Here is a 17,985-nt window from a genome sequence, read left to right as displayed (position 1 = left end):
TGCGTCAGCTGGTCGAGCGCTCAAGATGCGCGGTGAGCGCCTTGATGAGGTCGTCGTCGCCGAGCCCCTCAGGCGTGGTGCGCTGCGGTGCGGCGGGAGCGCGCCGGGCCGCCAGTGTCCTTGTGGGTTCCTCCACGCCCCACTCCCGCCGAAGGGAGCTCGTGAGGTACGCGGCGAGCTTGGTGGCGGTGGGGTGCTCGAACATCAGGCGGGTGGGCAGGGGGAGTCCGAAGGTTCGGGCCAGGCGCGTGCCAAGGCGCGTGGCCAGCATGGAGTCCATCCCCAGGGCGAAGAATCCGGCGTCCGGGTCGAGGGCGGTCTCATCGAAGCGCAGGGTCTCGGCGACTGCCCGGATCACGGTGCCAGTCACCTCCTCCGCGGACCACCGCCGGTTCTGCGGCTGCTCTGGCTCCGCCCAGGACGCTGTGGCGGGCCCGGCGGCCACAGGCCGGCCGATCCAAGGGTTCGCCCACTGGTCCGCGGTGAACCAGTGCCGTTCCCGGGCGAACGGATAGCTCGGCAGCGTCACCATGGGCACCGGCTCCGCGAAAGGTTCGCCGGCGGGACACGGCCAGGGCCCACGGCGGCGGTGGACGTACAGAAAGCCGAAGGCCCGTTCCAGCGCGATGTCGTCCGACAGGTCGCGGTGGAGCGACCAGCTGGCCACCGCTTGGCCGTCGGTCTCCGCGCACAGCTCGTCCAGGGCGTCCACCAGCGTGGGATGCGGTGACATTTCGATGAAGGTGTCGTGCCCGTCCGCAAGCAGCCGTCCGATGCCCTCCGCGAAGCGCACGGGCTCGCGCATGTTGGCGTACCAGTAGGCGGGAGAAGGGGCGTCGGTGAGCGTGGAACCGGTCACCGTGGAGATCATGTCCAGCTCCGGGGCGCTGGGTCGGATGGCGGTGAGGGCCCGCGGCAGTTCCTCGCATAGCACGTCCACCTGGGGGCTGTGCGAGGCGACGTCCACGGCCACGAACCTGCTGAAGACATTCTCAGTGGCCAGCCGGGCCGCCACCTGTTCCAGGGACGACCGGGCTCCCGAAAGCACGGTGGAACCAGGTGAGTTGACCACCGCAACGCAGATGTCGTCGTATCCCTCGCACAGTGCACGGGCCCGCTCCTGGCCGACGCCCACCACGAGCATGGCGCCCTGCCCGTCGAGCCCGGCCAGCAGTCGCGACCGCTCGCAGATCACCGTCACGGCGTCCGACAGGGACAGGGCGCCGGCCACATACGCGGCGGCGACCTCGCCCATGCTGTGGCCGATGACCGCGTCGGGACGGATGCCAGCCTCTCGCCAGGCCGCGGTGAGCCCCACAGCGACGGTGAACAGGGCGGGCTGGACATACCGAGTGGGCAGCTGTCCTGCGTCGCCGTGGTCGATCAGATCGAGGATGCTCCGGCCGAGCACGGGCTTCATGGCGCGGTCCACCTCGTGCACGGCCTCGGCGAAGGCGGGACACGTCGTGCGCAGCCGGGCCGTCATCCCGGTCCAGTGGGGCCCCTGGCCGGGGAAGACGAAGACCGTGCCGCCGCTGCCCCGGGCCGTACCGGTCACGCCGGCCAGTCCGGGCTGGCCCTCGGCGGCTTCCCGTAGCAGCTGGACCAGTTCCTTGGGGGTGGCGGCGGAGACCGATATCCGGGTGGCGAGCGGGGTTCTGCGGCGGGCAGCGGCCGCGGTCACGGCCCGCACGCGGTCCTCGTCGGCGGCGTCCAGCAGCGCGGCGTACCGGTCCGCGAGCTCGGCCAGGGCGGCCGGGGCCGCCGCGGACAGACGCAGGGTCAGCGGGGCGCCGGGAGACGCGGCGGTGAGTTCCTCCGCCATCGGTCCGGCCGGGGCCGGCCCGAGCACCACGTGCGCGTTGGTGCCGCCGGCTCCGAACGCCGAGACGGCGGCGAGCCGTTGGTCGTCACCGGCCTCCCAGGGCCGGACCCGGTCGCGCGCCAGGCGCAGCCGTGTACCGTCGAGCCGCAGGTGCGGATTGACCGCCTTCAGGTGCAGCGATGGATAGACCGACCGGTGGTGTACGGCGAGCGCGGCCTTCACCAGCCCGGCGATCCCGGCGGCGGCCTCCAGGTGGCCCATGTTGGTCTTCAACGATCCCAGGTGGCAGTCCGGCCCGTCCACCGAGCCGTAGACTTCAGCGATGGCCTCCACCTCGATGGGGTCGCCCAGGCTTGTTCCAGTCCCATGTGCCTCCACCAATCCGACCTGTGACGGTGTGACACCCGAGTTGCGCAGCGCGGCCGTGATGCAGTCGCGTTGCGCCCGCCCGCTGGGGGCGGTCAGTCCGTTGGTGCGGCCGTCCTGGTTGACGGCCGATCCCCGGATGACCGCGTAGACGCGGTCGCGGTCGGCCAGCGCGTCGGACAGCCGCTTCAGGACGACGGCGATCACTCCCTCGCCGCGGACATAGCCGTCGGCTGCGGCGTCGAAGGTCTTGCATCGCCCGTCCGCCGACAGCGGCAGGCCCTTGGAGTGAGCGACCATGGTCGCCGGTGAGAGCAGCAGGTTGACCCCTGCGGCGATCGCGGTGTCGCACTCGCCCGCGCGCAGGGCCTGGACTGCGAGGTGCACGGCCACCAGCGAGGAAGAGCAGGCGGTGTCAACACAGAGACTGGGACCGCGCAGGTCGAGCTGGTAGCTGAGCCTGTTGGCGATGATGCAGTTGGTGCTGCCGACGACGGTGTAGAGGTCGACCGTCTCGGGACGCGCCAGCTGCATCGAGAGGTAGTCGCTGGAGTTCGCTCCGACGTAGACGCCGGTGCCCGAGCCGGCCAGCCGGCCGACCGGAATCCCGGCGTCCTCAAACGCCTCCCAGGCCACCTCCAGAAGTAGCCGCTGCTGGGGGTCGATATGCGCGGCCTCCCGGGGCGAGATGCCGAAGAAGGCGGCGTCGAAGGTGTCGACTCCGTCGACGAGCGCAGCGTGCCGCAAGGGCGTCCGCCCCACGATTTCGGGATCGGGGTCGTAGAACTCCTCATGATTCCAGCGCGCGGGGCCGATCTCGCCGACCAGGTCGCGGCCGTCGGTCAGCGCCTGGTGCAGCGCTGCGGGGTTCGTGAGGCCGCCCGGGAGCCGCAGACCGATACCGGTGATCGCGACGGGCTCGCGCCGGGCCGCCGTCAGCTGTTCCACCTGAGCGCGCAGGCCTTTGACGGCTGACAGGGCGCTGCGCAGCCGTGCGCCCGTCTCCGCGTCTGCGGTCATAGTTCCCCCACCATCGCTTCCAGTTCTTCCAGTTCTCGCTGCAGGGCGTCGAGGTCGCTCTCCTCGGCAAGTGCGGAGGTGCCATGCTCCGTGCTGTGGCGCGGTTCGGGTCGTTGTCCAGGCTCCACGCCCGTATCGGCCGTACCCGCGAGCTCCAGTCGACGGGACAGTTCGGCTGCCAGGGCCTCTGTGGTGGGGTGGTTCCATACCACCGTCGGCGACAGGGCCGTGCCGAGGAGGCGTTCCAAGCGGTTTCGCAGTTCCAAGCCCATGATCGAGTTGATGCCGAGGCTGTGGAAGGGCTCGGCCAAGTCGACCTGGGCGGGCGGAAGGTCCGCCACCTGTCCGACCACCTGCTGGACGAGCGTGGTCAGGCGCCCGGTGCGTTCGACGGTCGGCAACGCGGCCAGCTCGTCCTGCGGGGACCTGGTGGCCTCACTGTCCGAAGCGGACAGGTGCAGGGGGACCGTGCGGATCTCCACGCTCCGGATGCGGATCACCGGTCGGCCGTCGTCACCGGTCAGTTCGGCGTCGGCGATGAAGGAACCGACCTCCGGCCCCGCGGCTAGGGAGGTCACCACCCGCGGGTCGGCGCCCGGCGGGGCGAGCAGGGTCACCTCACCGATACCGGTGGTCAGCACCGTCCATTCGGCGTCCAAGGTGCGCGGCCCGGTCAGTAACGGGGCGGCGGCGACCTGGAGCGCGGCGTCCAGCAGGCGCGGATCGACGGGCAGCAGGGGGTCGGCGTGCCGAGGATCCCACTCCAGCAGAGCCGTTGCGCCACCCTCACTGATGGTCAGGTGGCGGATACGCCGGTACTGGGGTCCAAAGGCCAGCCCGCGCGCGGCGAACCGCTGGTACAGCGCCTCCGGGGAGACTTCCGCTTCGGAACCGGGCGTGCGGACCGGCGCCGCGCCGTGGTCCGGCACCTCTGCGGCGCGTTCGGCCCTCGCGGTGGCCACCTTGGTCCAAGTCCCGCCATCACGGCCGAAGAACTCGGTCGTGACGCCTGCCCCGGTGTCGCGGACCATGGTCTGCAGGACCGTTTCCACGCCGGTTACCTCCAGCGCCACGGCCAGCCGTAGGCCGCGGATGGTCACAGGTCCGTCCCCGACGATCGGGGCGGCGGTGTGTGCCGCAGCCGTGGCGAACGCCGCAGCGGGAACCACGCTGCGCCCGCCTACGACATGGTCACCCAGTGACCAGACGGCGGTGTCCAGCCGTCCCGCGTAGACAGAGACCGCCGGGTCATGCGGCAGCTCGGTGCGAACGCCGAGAGGGTCAGTTCCCAAGCCGCCGGGTGGGCCGGCGAACACCGGCGTGGACACCCGTTCCCAGGGATAGGGCAACGGCACCGGCCGGGAACCGATCGGGGGGTTGAGCGCGGTCAGGTCGACCGGGACCCCGGCCTCGTACAGCCGGCCGAGCGCGGCAAGCAGGACCGGTCGCTCCGGCTGCTGTCTGCGCAGGACGGCGACGACCACGGCATCCCGCCCACGGGCAGTCTCGTCGATCGCCGGGCTGAGCACCGCGTGCGGGCTGATCTCGATGAAGCACGTGTAGCCGTCGTCCAGGAGCCGGGTGGTGGCGTCGGCGAATAGGACGGGATCGCGCAGGTTCCGGGCCCAGTAGCCGGCGTCCAGTTCGGTGCCGTCGGCCACTCGGCCGAGGACCGTCGAGTACATCGGCAGCCTGGACGGACCCGCGGAGATGTCCTCGAGGGCCTTGACGAGCGACGGCAGGACCGGGTCCATTTGCGGGCTGTGCGAGGCCACCTGGACCCGGACGGGTCGGTTGAACACACCCCGTTCGGTGAGCTCCCGGGCGGTGCGCGCGATCTGCGCCGCCTCGCCAGAGAGAACCGTGGAACGGGGGGAGTTGCTCACCGCCACCGATATTCCGGGGATGCCCGAGCACAGGTCCTCGGCCTCCGCCAGGGTGAGTTCGGTCGCCAGCATGGCGCCGACGCCGGTCAGGCCCTCCATCAGCCGGGAGCGTCGGCCGATGACCGCTGCGGCGTCCTGCAGGGACAGCGCACCGGCGAAGTGCGCGGCGGCCGCCTCGCCCATGCTGTGACCGACCACCGCGTGCGGTTCGGCTCCGTAGTGCTCCAGAGTGCGGGCCAGTGCCACTTGCATCGCGAACAGCAGCGGCTGCGCGGTGGCGACGTCGATGAAGGTCTCCTCGCGGGTGTCCTCCAGCAGCAGCGGCAGGATCTCCATTCCACAGGCCTGCCGGAAGGCCTCGTCGCAGCGGCGCAGGTGCCGTGCAAACACCGGCTCGCGGGCGTACAGGTCCCGGCCCATGCCTTGCCACTGACCGCCCTGACCGGGGAAGACGAACACAGTGCGGGCGGGCCCACGGGCGGCCGGCGCCGCCCCGGTGGTCTCCAGGCTCTCGGCGCGCTCGCGTAGGCGGGCCACCGCCTCGTCGCGGTCGGCGGCCACCAGACTCACACGGTACGGAAGGGTGGCGAGGTGGCCCAGAGTAGGGGCGAGGTCGGCAGGACCGCAGTCCTCCGGCCACCACCCGGCGACGTCGCGGCAGCGCCGGGCCAGTGCGGCGGGGGTGTGGGCGCTGAGCGTCACAAGCGTTTCCGTGGACGCGGGCGCGGCGCCACATGCTGCGGCGACCTCGGCGAGGCGATCGCCGGAACGCGCGTAGGCTGGCAGGACCCGGATGTGCTCGTCGGCCGTCTCGCGTAGCGCGGCGTCCAGGATCGGATGGGCGTTGATCTCGACCACCAGGTCACGTTCGCCCACCAGCGGGTGGGCGAACGCGGTGGCGAAGTCGACCGGCTCACGCAGGGCTGTGGCGAAGTATTCGGCCGTGAAGTCGCCGGCGTTCATCACCCGCGCGTCGAGGGCGGAGACCATGGGAACGTCCGGGGGGTACTGGTCGACCGGCGCCAGTGCGGCGACCAGTTCATCCCGGACCTCGTCGATGTGCGGACCGTGCGCGGCAAGGCCGACATTGATGCGGCTGGCCTTGTGGCCAAGCCCGGTGAGGGTCGCCACGAGGTCGTCCAGCTCGCCCTCCGGCCCTGACAGATTGGTGGAGTGGGCCGAACTCATGCCAGCCACAACGATATTGGGCCGGGCGGCGAGGTAGGGCTCGAGCTCCGCCACAGACAGCGCCGCCACCGCCATGCCACCGCCCCGGCCTGTCAGCCGCTGCTGCGCTGCCGCGTAGTGGGCCACTATCCGGCCGCCCTCCTGCGCAGTGAGGGCGCCGGCCGCGACCGCGCCAGCGATCTCGCCGAGCGAATGCCCGACGATCACGCCTGGTTGTGCGCCACGTGCCGCCAGGCTCCGTGCAAGGCCGACCTGGATCGCGTACACAGCCGGCTGGCCGACGGCCACGCCGTACGGCTCCAGATCGGTACCAGAGGCGATCAGCTCCAGCAGCGAACGGCCGAGCACTGGTGCCGCGCCCCGGTCGCACTCCACGACAGCCGCGCGGAACTCCGCGTCACACTGAAGCAGTTCACGGCCCATGCCCTGCCACTGACCACCGAAGGGAGAGAACACGAAGGCGGGGCGGCAGGCGCCAGCGGCGGTGCCGGAGCGGTCCCGCTCCGGCGCGACCATGGCCTGCGACGCGGTTGGCGCGTCCAGCGCCGGAGAGACTCCTTGGCCGTACGGTCCCACCACCACGTGCGCGTTGGTGCCGCCCCAACCGAAGCTGCTGACGCCACCCAACACCGGCTCGTGCGGCGACAGTTCGAGTGGACTGGAAGGCAGAGCAAGGTTCAGCGCGTCCAAGTCGATGTACGGGTTGGTGGCGCCGGACACCACACACGGGGGCACGGTGCCGTGGTGCATGACCAGGGCGGCCTTGACCAGTCCCGCCGCTCCGGCGGCGCCCTCCAGATGGCCGATGTTGGCCTTGAGCGTCCCCAGGAGGACCGGGGCCGTCCCGCCTCGGAGGGCGTCCGACAGGGCGGTCGCCTCGATGGGGTCGCCGAGGGTCGTGCCGGTCCCGTGCGTCTCGACGTACCTCACCCGCGCGGGATCCGTACCGCCGCGGGCATGCGCCTCCCGGATGACGGCCTGCTGCGCCGCCGGGCTGGGTGCGGTCAGCCCGTTGGTGTGCCCGTCGTTGTTGACGGCGGTCCCGTATATCAGGCACCAGACGTGGTCGCCGTCCCGCTGGGCGTCGGACAGACGCTTGAGAACGAGCGCGACCGCCCCCTCACCACGACCGAAGCCGTCGGCTGAGGCTGCAAACGCCTTGCTGCGCCCGTCCGGCGCAAGACCGCCGAAGGCTACGAGGTCAGCCGTGGTCGCTGCGGACTGCAGCAGGTTGACTCCGCCCACGATGGCGGCGTCGATCTCCCGCAGGCGCAGGGCCTGGGCGGCGAGGTGCACGGCCACCAGGGAGGAGGAACAGGCAGAGTCGAGGGTGACCGACGGGCCCCGCAGGTCGTAGCGGTACGACACACGGTTGGCGACCATCGACAGGCTGGAGCCGGTCGCCGTGTGCACGGTGTGACGGCCCGGCCGTGCGGCCGCGGCGTTTTCACTCCAGATGCTGCCGGCGTAGACCCCGGTCGCGCTGCCGGCCAGGCCGGTGCGCGGGAGCGACGAAGCCTCGATGGCCTCCCAGCACACTTCCAGGAACAGCCGCTGCACGGGGTCGAGGGTCGCCGTCTCACGTGGAGTCAAATGAAAGAACCGGTGATCGAACTCGTCGAGTCCCTGCCGGAGATAGCCTGCGTCGGGCAGGAAGGGACCGTTCCGCGGGAACCGCCCGGCCGGCGGCGGACCGATGGCGTCCGCCCCGGCGAGCACCAACTCCCACAGCTCGGCCAGGGAGTCGGCGCCCGGAAGGCGTACCGCCATGGATACGACGGCCACCGGCTCGGCCGGATCCCCGGCCGACGACCGGGTCGCGCCCGGGAGTTGGGAGCCCGTGTCCTCTCCGGCCGCGGCGGCGGCCAATCCGTTCACCGTCGGGTGGGCCCACAGCAGAGCCACGGGCAGGAAGCACCCAAGGTGCCGTCCCAGGCGGGCGATCAGAGCGGCGGCGGCCTGGGAGCCCAGGCCCAGAGATGCGAACGTCGCGCCGCGGTCGACTTCCGCCTCAGGTAACTGGAGATCCTCTCCGACCCGAGCAGCGAGCCAGTCCGCGATGTCGCTCGCGCATGGACGCATGGATGAACCAGACATGTCGAACACCCCCCGTGATCGTCAATGCGGTTGACTATATCTCGATCTTGTCGAAGAGGACCCGAAATTTCCTGGCCGACCGGCCGCGGAGGGTGGCCCGACCGCCTGGAGGACGTGAAATGCGCGCGTCAGTCGAGGCCGCCAACCCTGGGACCTGCAACGCTGTCCGTCATCACGGCCGCAGGACCGGCCGCCCTCTTGGCATGAGGTGATCTGTGTCATATCGCTTCGGGTCGGCGGGGCGGCGGTCTCTTCGCTGTCCTTGACGCGGGCGGCCAGCGTCTTGACGCCGGGGTCCGGCTGGGCCAGCGGCGCACAGCGATCCGGAGTACACCCGAGCCCCCGCACCGCCGACCGCCTCACCCGCGTCCTCGACAGCGCCCTGCTGCCCCAGGACCTAAGTGGTTGGCTCGGGAAGTCCTTCGAGGGTTGACCCGGGAGCCTTTGTCGTGGGTGGCGTGTCGGGAGTGGTGCGGTAGAGCTGGCAGGCGTCTTCGGGAGTGCCAGCGAGTGGCACTGTGCGGTCGGCTCGGGGAAACGGAGCGGCAGTAACAGTGCCACCCCCACACGGGGTGGTCGGCGGGGCAGACGGTGTGGATGTCCGGTCTCAAAGGAAGTGGCCCCTGCCCGGCGAAGGCGGAGCGCAGCCCGGTGCCCGTAAATGAAGCGGGCCGCCCCGCCGGACGCCCCTCAGGAAGCGGCTGACTGACCGGCCACGAGGCCCCGCCCGGAGGTTCAGGTTGTGGCGGGGGTGCGGGCCGCCGCTTCCGCGTCGACGGCGTCGGTCTTGCCGCGGCGTCGGCGCGCTGCCCGGTCGAAGCGCCGCCACACGCAGCGTCGGCGCCGTGGTCGTCGAGCAGCCGCAGCGTGGTGGCGACCACCGGCAGCGCCAGGTGGTAGTTGCCGGCCGACACCCCCGCGAACGGGTACGGCCGCGGACTCCAGTAGGCGGCGGAACCGGCCCTTACCGCCTCGAGGCGGCGCAGCAGCCGCCCACGCAGAGCGGACGGCGGGGAACTCGGGGATCTGTCGAGCCAGTGCGTCGCGCAGGGCAACCGCCACCGGGTCGGTGGACCAGTCGAGCTTCATCTCCGCCCCGGGGCCGGCCCCGACCACCGGTTCTCCGGTCAGTCCCGCGCCAGCCGACCGGCGTCGCTCTCTGCACGACGGGGTGTGGCTACGCGTCAGGGGCGCACCGGTGGGCCCCTGACGCGCGCCGACCAGCTGGCACGAAGTGCCTGCTCTGCCGGGAGTTCGTTGTCCTCGCGGTTCAGGACAAGTGTCTTCGGCTCAGTCAGGACAGGCGGGCCAGGACGGTTCGGCAGGTGCGCTGCAGTTCCTCGTCGTTGGCGACGCGCCCGAAGCGGCCGCTGCGGCGGGCCTGTGCCAGTTCCACCCGGATGCGGGGCAGGGCGGGTGCGGCGGCCGGGCCCATCCGATCCAGGCAAGCCAGCACGTGGTTGGACGTCGCGTCGTTCTTCTCCCAGGCGGCCAGCAACGTCCGGACCACGACGTCGGCCTCGGCCTCGCCGGCGATGTCCCACAGGGCGGTCGCGGCGTGGACGCGGGTCCACTCGTACCCGGCGGTCAGCATCGTGCGCAGGCGCGGCAGCGCGGCCGCAGCAGGCAGGCCGATCAGGCCGAGGACATCGGCCGCGTCGTGGTGCGCGTGGGTATCGAGCAGGTCGCACAGCCGGGGCACGACGTCGGCCGGGTCGCGTTCGAGCGCCCAGAGCGCGGCCGTGGCGGCCGCGCGCAGGTTCACGTCCGCGGCGTCGGCCAGCGGGCGGACCACGTCCAGGGCGGACGCGGCCTCGGTGCCGAAGGCGGCGAGTGCCTTCAGCGCGGAGGCCCCGAGGCGCGGCTGGTCATGGCGGACGGCGGCGGTGACGGCGTCGGTGAGCGCGGGAACGGCGGCCGCGTCACCCAGTTCGGCCAAGGCGGACATCAGGGCGCCTGTGCCCATGTCGGCCCACGCACTCGACAGGTCGGCGGCGGCCAGGTGCCGGGACAGTCGCGGCACCAGCTCACCGGCTCCCGGGCGCAGCCGGCCGGCGACCTGCACCGCGCGCCAGGCGTCGGTGCCGCCGTCCAGCGCTGTCAGCAGGCAGGGCAGGGCGCGGGGATCACCGAGGGCGGCCAGGGCCATGACGGCCTCCTGGTGCGCGCGTCCCGGAAGTGTCTTCGTGGCGGCCCAGGCGTTCGGCCCGTGGGTGGTGCGGTTGGCGGCGACGTGGGCGGCGAGCGCCTCGCGAGCGGGCTCGCCGACGGGCCCCAGGGCCCGCAGGCTCTCGGCTGCTGCGGCGGCGGTGTACGGGTCCTTGGGCGTCAGGCAGTCGGCGAGGAGCAGGACGAGGCCGGTGTGCTCGCCCCGCCAGGACGTGATGAGGTCCTGGGCCATGCGGATTGCGTCGTAGCGGACGGCGGGGTCCGGGCTGCGGAGTTGTTCGGTGAGCAGCGCCGTGCGCTCGGGCACCCGTGCGTTCAGGACGGTATGGAAGGTGCGCAGCAGGGTCGTGGTGGGGGCGTGCAACCACCCGTGCCGGTCGAGGTCCTCGAACGCGGCAGTGACCTGCGGCGGAACGCCGTCCTGGGCGACCGCTTCTGCCTCGGTGTCGGTCTCGCCGTCGGCCCGCGTGTCGGTCTCGCCCTCGCCCTCACGCCCGTTCCGGCACGCGCAGGCTCCGGAGCCGGTTCCCGACCGGCATCCGGCCTCCTCGCTCCCGCGCTCCGGTGCGGTCGCGAGCCGGCGCAGCAGGGCGATCGCGGTCGGCACGGCGTCGTCGCGGTCCTCCCCGCAGCGGGCGTGGTGGACGACGGCGGCGAGCCGGATGTCGGGTTCCGTCGTCGGGTCGTCCGCCAGGGCGGCGAGCCAGGCCGTCGCGGCGGTGCGCGCCGCGGGGAGCCGCAGTGCCAGGGTCGCCGCCGTGTGGACGACGAGCAGCCGTTCCACGGTCCCGTCCTCGGCAGGCAGCCGCTCGCGCAGCGCCCCGAGCGCCCGGTCGGCGTCCTCGACGAACAGGCCCAGGCCCTCGATGCCCGCCCGGCGCACCCACGGGTCCGGGTCCTGCGCGTAGGCGAGGAAGGCACCGGAGCGCTCGCGCAGCATGGCCACGCTGTCCGCGGCGGCCGTCGACTCGCTGCCGTCCGGCGCGACGATGATGTCGTCGCCGCAGTCGACGGCCTCGCGCCCGATGCTGAGCAGCAGGTGGACGACCGCGCCGCGGTCGGGGGTTGCCGGGTCGTCGGCCAGGGCGAACAGGAACGGCAGGCTCGCCACGGTGCACGGGTACACGTCCCCCTGGTGGTGAGCCGCGCTGTAGTAGTCGCCGAACGCCCTCTCCCGGGTCCCGGCGTCGGCCGATGCCATCGCCCGCAGCCACACCGGAACCTCGTGGGCCGGCCCGTACGCATGGCTCATCGACGACCAGTCGACACTTTCAAGATCGTTGATCACGCGGACCACAGTGCCAGCCACCACCGACAACGACAGCCCGCGTCCCGCACTGAGAGCGGTCCCGCCGGGTGCGCGGCCTGACCGTGCCGCCGGCCGGGAGAGGGCGCCACCGCCCGCGCCCGCCTGACGGCGTGGCCCGGCGCGGGAGCCGGCCGTCGCCGGCCCCGCCTCATCGACATCCGACCAGCGCTCCAGTTCCAACAACCGCGTCCAAGTTCCAACTAACGTGTCACGGCTCACCGCAACGAGTCCCCGGACCGCCGTTCGCAAACTAAGGCTCGGATTCGCAATCTACCGATCGGAGTCACAGGCACGTCGAACGGCACGTCAGCGGGGGCGGCCGAATTACGGCCCGGGTCGCCATTCACGGTCCGGATCGTAGCCTTGACGGCTCCCCGCACCCAGCCGTTTACAGCTCGCGAGCCGCAAAGGGCGGACGTCCGGCAGGGATGCCGCAGCTCACCGGCGGTGGCGCGCTGGATCAGCCGGGCACGACCGGGATCACGCCCGCAGCGCCGTCAGAGGTTCTGCAGGTAGGCGGTGTGGACGGTGAAGGCGGCCTGCTCGGGGGTGTCGTGGAGCATCGCCTCCTGGGTGCTGATGTCGCCGATGAAGTAGTTCTCGTACACCGCCACCCAGCGGTCGCCGATGCCGGTCAGGCCGCGCTCGACCCAGCCGACCTGGTGGCCCTCGCCCGTCACGAGGTAGACGTCCGGGTTGACCGTCCAGCCGGCCAGCGCCCACCAGTCGCCGAACCGCTCCGCATCGAGGGCGACGCGCACGTCGCTGGGCGGCAGGCGGCGGTGCATCGGATCGGCCGGGACGAGGACCTCGGTGGGTGGCCGCTCCGCAGCGGGCACGGCCGGGGTGGGCCAGTTCGCGGTCTGCTGCTGGGCGAGGCGCTGGTCGACGAGCCCGCGCAGCCGCTCGCCGCCGGGCGCCGTTTCACCCCGGGGCGCAACGGGCTCCGCAACGGCCGGGCGCGCAACGGGCCGTGTTTCCCCCCGGGGAGGAACCGGCGTCGGCGAGGCCTGCGGCCGGGCCGGAACGGGGTCGGTGGGCGGGGGAGTTTCGCCCCGGGGCGAGACCCGCGCGGGCCGGTCCGCGGGGCCGGGGCCGCCAGTCACCGGCGCCGGTCCGGGGGCGGCCGCCGACGCCTGTACGCCCGTCCTCGCGGGAATGTCGGACGAGGCCGCGGTTTCGCCCCGGGGTGAAACGAGGGGCTCCGGGGCGCTCTCGCCGGGGGTGGACGTCTGGGTGGAATGCGTGCTCAGAATCCGCTCGGCGAGCTCTCGGTGGCGCGCGGCCAGACCGTCGGCGGCGCGGAGGATCTCCTCCAGGGCGTGGCAGGCAAGGGCTCCATCGCTCTCACGCTCCGCACGCTCCAGCTGGAGGAGGAAGCGCTCGCCGTGCCGGCGCAGCTCCTCGCCGAACTCCAGCAGCTCAACGGCCGGGCCATCGGCGGGCAGGTCGGCGAGGGGCGGAGTTTCGCCCCGGGGGTTTTCGGCGGCCGCGGTGAGCACCTGCTCCCGCTTCTCCTTCTCCCGGGCGCGGTCCGCCTTCGACGAGCACGCCTTCGAGCAGTACTTCCTCGGGCGGCCCGTGGCGCTCGGCTCCATCTCCTTGCCGCACACCGTGCAGGTCGGCGCACCGAACAGCATCGGCTCGGCCATCGACTTCTGCCCCGGGGAGAAACTCATGATCGGGATGCTAGTTCGGCGCAGCATCGCCTTTCACCCCGGGGTGGAACTCCGCACTCCGGTAGGCAGCAGCAGCCCATCGCAGCAGCGGGTGCGCAGCGCTGCGCACCCGTCCTTGCGCATGCGCAGCGCCGCCGTGCGCATGCGCATGCAGCGCTGCAACCGGCCGCTGCGCCTGCGCAGCGGGCTGGCCCGTTGCTGCGCAGCGAGTTCCGCCGGCGGCGTCGGCGGCCGGGTCGGTGGGCCGCGCCGAGGCCTGCGGCGGGCGGGGTGCGATCCCGTTCGCACCGGCCGTGACCTGCGGTGGGGAGTTTGCGTCGCACCCGATGGGCGGCAAATTCACCGGCGCCTGCGCACCCCGGCGCCCGGCGTTGCGACGGCTGTCGCAGCGCGGGCAGCACGGCTGCGCGGGCGATCGCAGTCGCAGCCGGGCAGCGAGCAGCGCCGCCCGCCAGCGGGTGCAGCAAGGGCAGCCTTGCTACACGCCGGCTGCTGCCCCGAGTGGTGTAGCAAGGGCGCCCTTGCTACACCAGCGGCCGCTGCTCGTGCAGCCGGGCGGCTGCGCTGCTTGCGCCCGCTGCTGCCCGTGACCGGCCGGACCCGGCGGCGGTTGCACCCGGTATGACGACCTCTCCGCTGTCCGCGCTGCCGCTGCACTCCCGCGCCCACGACGAGGCCGAGGCGCACGACGGCGAGGACCCGGTGCAGCGCGCGGCCGAGCTGGCGGCGCTGCACCGGGCCGCCGACGCGGGGGAGGCAGCGGCCGCGTGGGTGCGCGCCCACGCCGCTGCGGCCTCTCCGGCGTCGCGACCCCGGTGGAGCGCGGCCAGCTGGACGGGGTCGAGCGCCTGGTCGTCGGACCCGGAGGCGGGCTCGTCCTCGGCACGGTCGGCCGGGGAGGGCAGCGGCAGCCAGGACAGCGGAGAGGTCGTCATGCCCGTGCAACCGCCCGCCGGACCGGACGGTCACGGGTGCAGCAAGGCCACCCTTGCTGCACCCGGGCGTGCTGCTGCTCGGCGTGTAGCAAGGCCGCCCTTGCTGCACCCTGCTGCTGCTTTCGGCGGTGCAGCAGCAGCGTGTGCTGCACCGCCGGGTGCTGCGACTGCGACGGCCCGCGCACCCGCCGGCTGCGCAACGGCCGGAGCCGGGTGCGACAGTGCGATCCGGGTCGCAACTGCCCGAATCACGATGCGCAAGAGCGGGTGCGGGCCAGGTGCGCGGAGTGCGATGCCGCAGGTGGGGGCACTGCGACGGGGATCGCAGTCGCGGCCGCCGCAGGCCTTGGCCGGGTAGCCGGCCGGGTCGGTTGCGCACCGCGCCGGGCCCGGCCGGATGCGCATGCGCATGGTGGTGGGCGGCATCACCACGGAGGAGATCCTCGCCTGCCGCCGCTACGCCCTGTCCGGGGACATCCGGGCGATGGACGGCTGGTAGGCCTCAGCTCACCCTCCTCATGTCATGTCGTAGGGCGCTGGTACATCAATGGACAGCAGGTCGGGCAGTGCGGTCTGCCGAGGGGGAGGTAGTCGTGGTTAGTCCGTACAGCTCAACTGGAAGGCCAGACGCTGCTTCGGCACTACATGACCGCTGTGGCCGAACGGCTGCCAGGTGCCACCAGCGATGAGAACCAGGCGTTCGTTTCTGGGGAGGCTGCTGACCTGATCATCCACTCGCCGGACGCCGAACACCCCATGGTGACCGTCCGGCTGACCGAGCTGGGACGGCGCAGCCGGGCTGTGCGCTCGGCGATGGCGGCTCTGGAATCCGAGGGTTCTGTCATCGACGGAAAGGTCGGCGCCGCACTTCATTGGGGCTCTCACGAGGTAGCGGTGCGGGCTTCTTACCGTGTTCGGGTATGGCACCCTTCCAAGGATTTTCCCGGAGGCACGGTCATTGGCACGGATGTCGACTGGGCGGTGAACGTCGCGAAGCGGTTGAGCCGGTTCGTCGTCGCGGCTCTCCCCCCGGTGAGCCGTGAGCCATCGTCTGCTCGCGGGCAGCAGGCACCCGCGCCGCTCGCTGTTCCCCTTCCCAGAGGCCGGGCCTCGATCCATCTGGCTGAGGTCGAACGAATCGCCATGCGGCGGGAGTTCTTGGCGACCGTAGCCGCCCGCCTGGACGGTGGCGCCGTCGTGAGCCCCCAGTCCGTCAGTGTCAAAACGCCCGATGGCTTCGCCATGTCCGTGAACGCCTATGACGGCAACACCGGAAAGCCGGCGGTGTGGGCTTACCTGACTGCCGACAGCAGGCCGACAGCGTCACAGTTGGAAGTGATGGCGGCGCTGCGCGAGGACGCGCAATCGGTGGCTGCGCTCATTGGTACCCCGCTGTCGTGGAAGCCTGAGCGGAAGTTCAGCCTGTGGGCCGACTGTCCTGTCCCCGCCGTCAGCAGGTTTTCTGACGGCTCGGAGGCAATGAGTGACGACGCCGTTGACTGGGCCGTCCGTACGGTTGAGGGCATCCAGCGTTACCTCCTCGGTCCGATCGCTTCGGGAACCCTCGAGCACGCCCACACACCAAGGCCAGGATCACGGCCCGCCGCGCCTGCGACACCTCGCGATCCCGCACCTGCGGTGCCGGCGCAGGTGCCTTCGTCCCCGGAAGCACCACCGACGGCTTGGTACGGGCCCGCTGCCGTCCTGCTGAGGGCCGGCGACTACCGGGAGAAGACCGCCACCTTGGAGTACACCCAGGCCGAGCGTTCCCGGCGTCGCCGCGCTGCCGTTGTACTGCGCCCGGTCCGCTCGCCCGTCGCGCGTGCACTGGTCGTCGCCCGGTCCGAGCGCTGCTGTGAGAACCCGGCGTGCCTCAGTCCGGGGTTTCGGGCGACGACCGACGACGGGGATCCGATCGTGGAGGTCGACCACATCATCGGATTGGCCGACGGTGGAGAAGACCACCCCGCCAACATGATCGCCCTCTGCCCCAACTGCCACGCTCTGAAGACCCGAGGTCGAGGCCGGGAGGCCATGCAGGAATCCCTGCGGGAGGTGGCCCGCGCCCGGCATGCCGAGGCTATGGAGGGACGCCTCGGCATCGTGCAAGCGGGCCCGTAGCGACCAATGCCACCGGGCCAAGGTCCCTGGCGGGGCAATGTACAAATCGCCCCGTCCGAGCGATGGACGGCTGGCAGCCCCGCAGGCCAGAGGCGGGGACTTGACTGGTGGGCTCTCATGTTGATGAGTCGCGTATTCCTCGGTGGCGCGGGCTGAGCGTCACCGCGAGTGATCAATTTGGTATATCGCTTCGGAGAGTGCGCTTCTGAGGCACACTGAGCGCTGTGGTGGATGCGACGATAGTGTTCAGTATGATTAGCGGCCTCGGTGGGGCGGCCCTGGGAACAATCGCCGCGGTGTACGGTCCGGTGTCGCTGGAAAGACGCCGAGACAACACGCAGCAGAGCAGTGACGCTCACACCACGGTGGCGAAGGCGCGGCAGGCCGGGCACACGTGGCTTCGGGTGGTGAACCGTACCGTCCAGGATCTCCGGGCAGGCAGGGCTGTCGACATTGCTGATTTTGACCGGGCCACTGAGGCGACAATGGACGCGGTGACCGTCGCCGTGACCGATCTCGCGCGGCCTGGGGTCGAGCTTTCCCGGGCGCTGTCCGGTGGCGTAGAGCGGGACGCTCCCATCATCGCAGGAATGTGGGAGATTACCCGGCAATTGCGAGGAGTTGTGCTGGGTCTCTCGACTTCCGATCTCGGTGATATCGAGTGCCAGGCCCAGAACACCCGTGACGCACTTGGACGCCTCCTCCAGAACGAGATTGAAGCACGGACCGGCCATCCGTTGCCCAGGCTTCTGGACAATGCGGGGATAGTGCAAACTGGCCCTCTACCGCCTGGTTTCGGGCAGTCCGGATCGGCCGGTGACGGCTCGGTAGCGAATTAGCCGTGACCTTCGACTTTTAGGCCCTCATTTGAGGGACGATTTTCAACCGCCGCAGGTCAGCAACCTGCGGCAGAGTGGTCAGATCTGGCGGTCCGGGTCGGAGAAGGTCAGACCGCCGGGCGAGAGGCGGCGCCGGGCTGGTGCGGGCCCGGCCACGGTCTCGCCGGGCGGCTGGCGGAAGTCGGCGCCCTGTTCGACCGGCAGCAGCCGGCGCCCGCCGGACTGGGCAGGCAGGGGCGCGTCGGTGGCGGACTCGGAGAAGGCAGGCAGCGCGAGAGGGCGACGGTCGGTCATGATCACCAGTCTCGCAGCCCGGGACGAGGCCGGGTAGGCCAAACCGCTATCACCGGTGGTAGCGGTTTGGCCCTGGCTACCAGGGCCGAGGCTGGCCCTTGTTTCAGATCCCCAGAACAAAGCGGTCAAGCCACAACTACCACTCACTGCCGTCCGGCTGGGGCGGCCACAAGCCTGCGGGGACAATCCCGCTACCGCTGGCGGTAACGGGCGCCTGGCGGAAGCCGCGCCGCCGCACGCACCTCGCAGTCTGGCCC

General features: G+C 71.7%; 8 protein-coding genes. 2 read left to right on the top strand and 6 right to left on the bottom strand.

All coding sequences use genetic code 11. The features are described 5' to 3' along the window. Positions 1 to 4 precede the first annotated feature (4 nt). The 5 genes from ACIRYZ_RS36490 to ACIRYZ_RS36470 form a co-directional block, all read right to left on the bottom strand. A complete protein-coding gene (locus tag ACIRYZ_RS36490; RefSeq protein WP_402952609.1) occupies positions 5 to 3,211 on the bottom strand; it encodes a type I polyketide synthase in 3,207 nt (1,068 codons plus the stop codon). Then, complete coding sequence (locus ACIRYZ_RS36485) at positions 3,208 to 8,367, bottom strand: acyltransferase domain-containing protein (protein WP_402952622.1); 5,160 nt, start codon at positions 8,365 to 8,367, stop codon at positions 3,208 to 3,210. Before ACIRYZ_RS36485 ends, ACIRYZ_RS36490 begins: the two co-directional genes overlap by 4 nt. 1,309 nt (positions 8,368 to 9,676) lie before the next feature. After that, positions 9,677 to 11,839, bottom strand: a complete 2,163-nt coding sequence (locus ACIRYZ_RS36480) for a HEAT repeat domain-containing protein (RefSeq protein ID WP_402952608.1) — start codon at positions 11,837 to 11,839, stop codon at positions 9,677 to 9,679. A 518-nt stretch (positions 11,840 to 12,357) separates the two neighbouring features. Beyond that, positions 12,358 to 13,539, bottom strand: coding sequence for a hypothetical protein (locus ACIRYZ_RS36475; RefSeq protein WP_402952607.1), 1,182 nt, complete (start codon positions 13,537 to 13,539; stop codon positions 12,358 to 12,360). A gap of 524 nt (positions 13,540 to 14,063) precedes the next feature. Continuing rightward, positions 14,064 to 14,474, bottom strand: coding sequence for a hypothetical protein (locus ACIRYZ_RS36470; protein WP_402952605.1), 411 nt, complete (start codon positions 14,472 to 14,474; stop codon positions 14,064 to 14,066). Between the two features lie 645 nt (positions 14,475 to 15,119). On the opposite strand from ACIRYZ_RS36470, the gene ACIRYZ_RS36465 reads away from it, so the two are divergent. Beyond that, a complete protein-coding gene (locus tag ACIRYZ_RS36465) occupies positions 15,120 to 16,595 on the top strand; it encodes an HNH endonuclease (protein ID WP_402952603.1) in 1,476 nt (491 codons plus the stop codon). Positions 16,596 to 16,819: 224 nt separating this feature from the next. Further along, positions 16,820 to 17,434, top strand: coding sequence for a hypothetical protein (locus tag ACIRYZ_RS36460; protein WP_402952601.1), 615 nt, complete (start codon positions 16,820 to 16,822; stop codon positions 17,432 to 17,434). A gap of 78 nt (positions 17,435 to 17,512) precedes the next feature. On the opposite strand, the gene ACIRYZ_RS36455 is transcribed toward ACIRYZ_RS36460, so the two are convergent. Then, on the bottom strand, positions 17,513 to 17,728 hold the full coding sequence (locus tag ACIRYZ_RS36455; protein WP_402952599.1) for a hypothetical protein: 216 nt from the start codon (positions 17,726 to 17,728) through the stop codon (positions 17,513 to 17,515). Positions 17,729 to 17,985: the final 257 nt, after the last annotated feature.

This window comes from Kitasatospora sp. NPDC101155, from assembly GCF_044768305.1.
Lineage (GTDB): Bacteria > Actinomycetota > Actinomycetes > Streptomycetales > Streptomycetaceae > Kitasatospora.
The sequence above is the reverse complement of the archived record's forward strand: the minus strand, read 5'-3'. Positions and strand labels throughout refer to the sequence as shown.

What these genes read in the sequence shown, in the direction of transcription:
- ACIRYZ_RS36490 (WP_402952609.1), bottom strand. Translation starts at nt 3,211, where the DNA reads ATGACCGCAGACGCGGAGACGGGCGCACGGCTGCGCAGCGCCCTGTCA.
- ACIRYZ_RS36485 (WP_402952622.1), bottom strand. Translation starts at nt 8,367, where the DNA reads ATGCGTCCATGCGCGAGCGACATCGCGGACTGGCTCGCTGCTCGGGTC.
- ACIRYZ_RS36475 (WP_402952607.1), bottom strand. Translation starts at nt 13,539, where the DNA reads ATGAGTTTCTCCCCGGGGCAGAAGTCGATGGCCGAGCCGATGCTGTTC.
- ACIRYZ_RS36470 (WP_402952605.1), bottom strand. Translation starts at nt 14,474, where the DNA reads ATGACGACCTCTCCGCTGTCCTGGCTGCCGCTGCCCTCCCCGGCCGAC.
- ACIRYZ_RS36465 (WP_402952603.1), top strand. Translation starts at nt 15,120, where the DNA reads ATGACCGCTGTGGCCGAACGGCTGCCAGGTGCCACCAGCGATGAGAAC.
- ACIRYZ_RS36455 (WP_402952599.1), bottom strand. Translation starts at nt 17,728, where the DNA reads ATGACCGACCGTCGCCCTCTCGCGCTGCCTGCCTTCTCCGAGTCCGCC.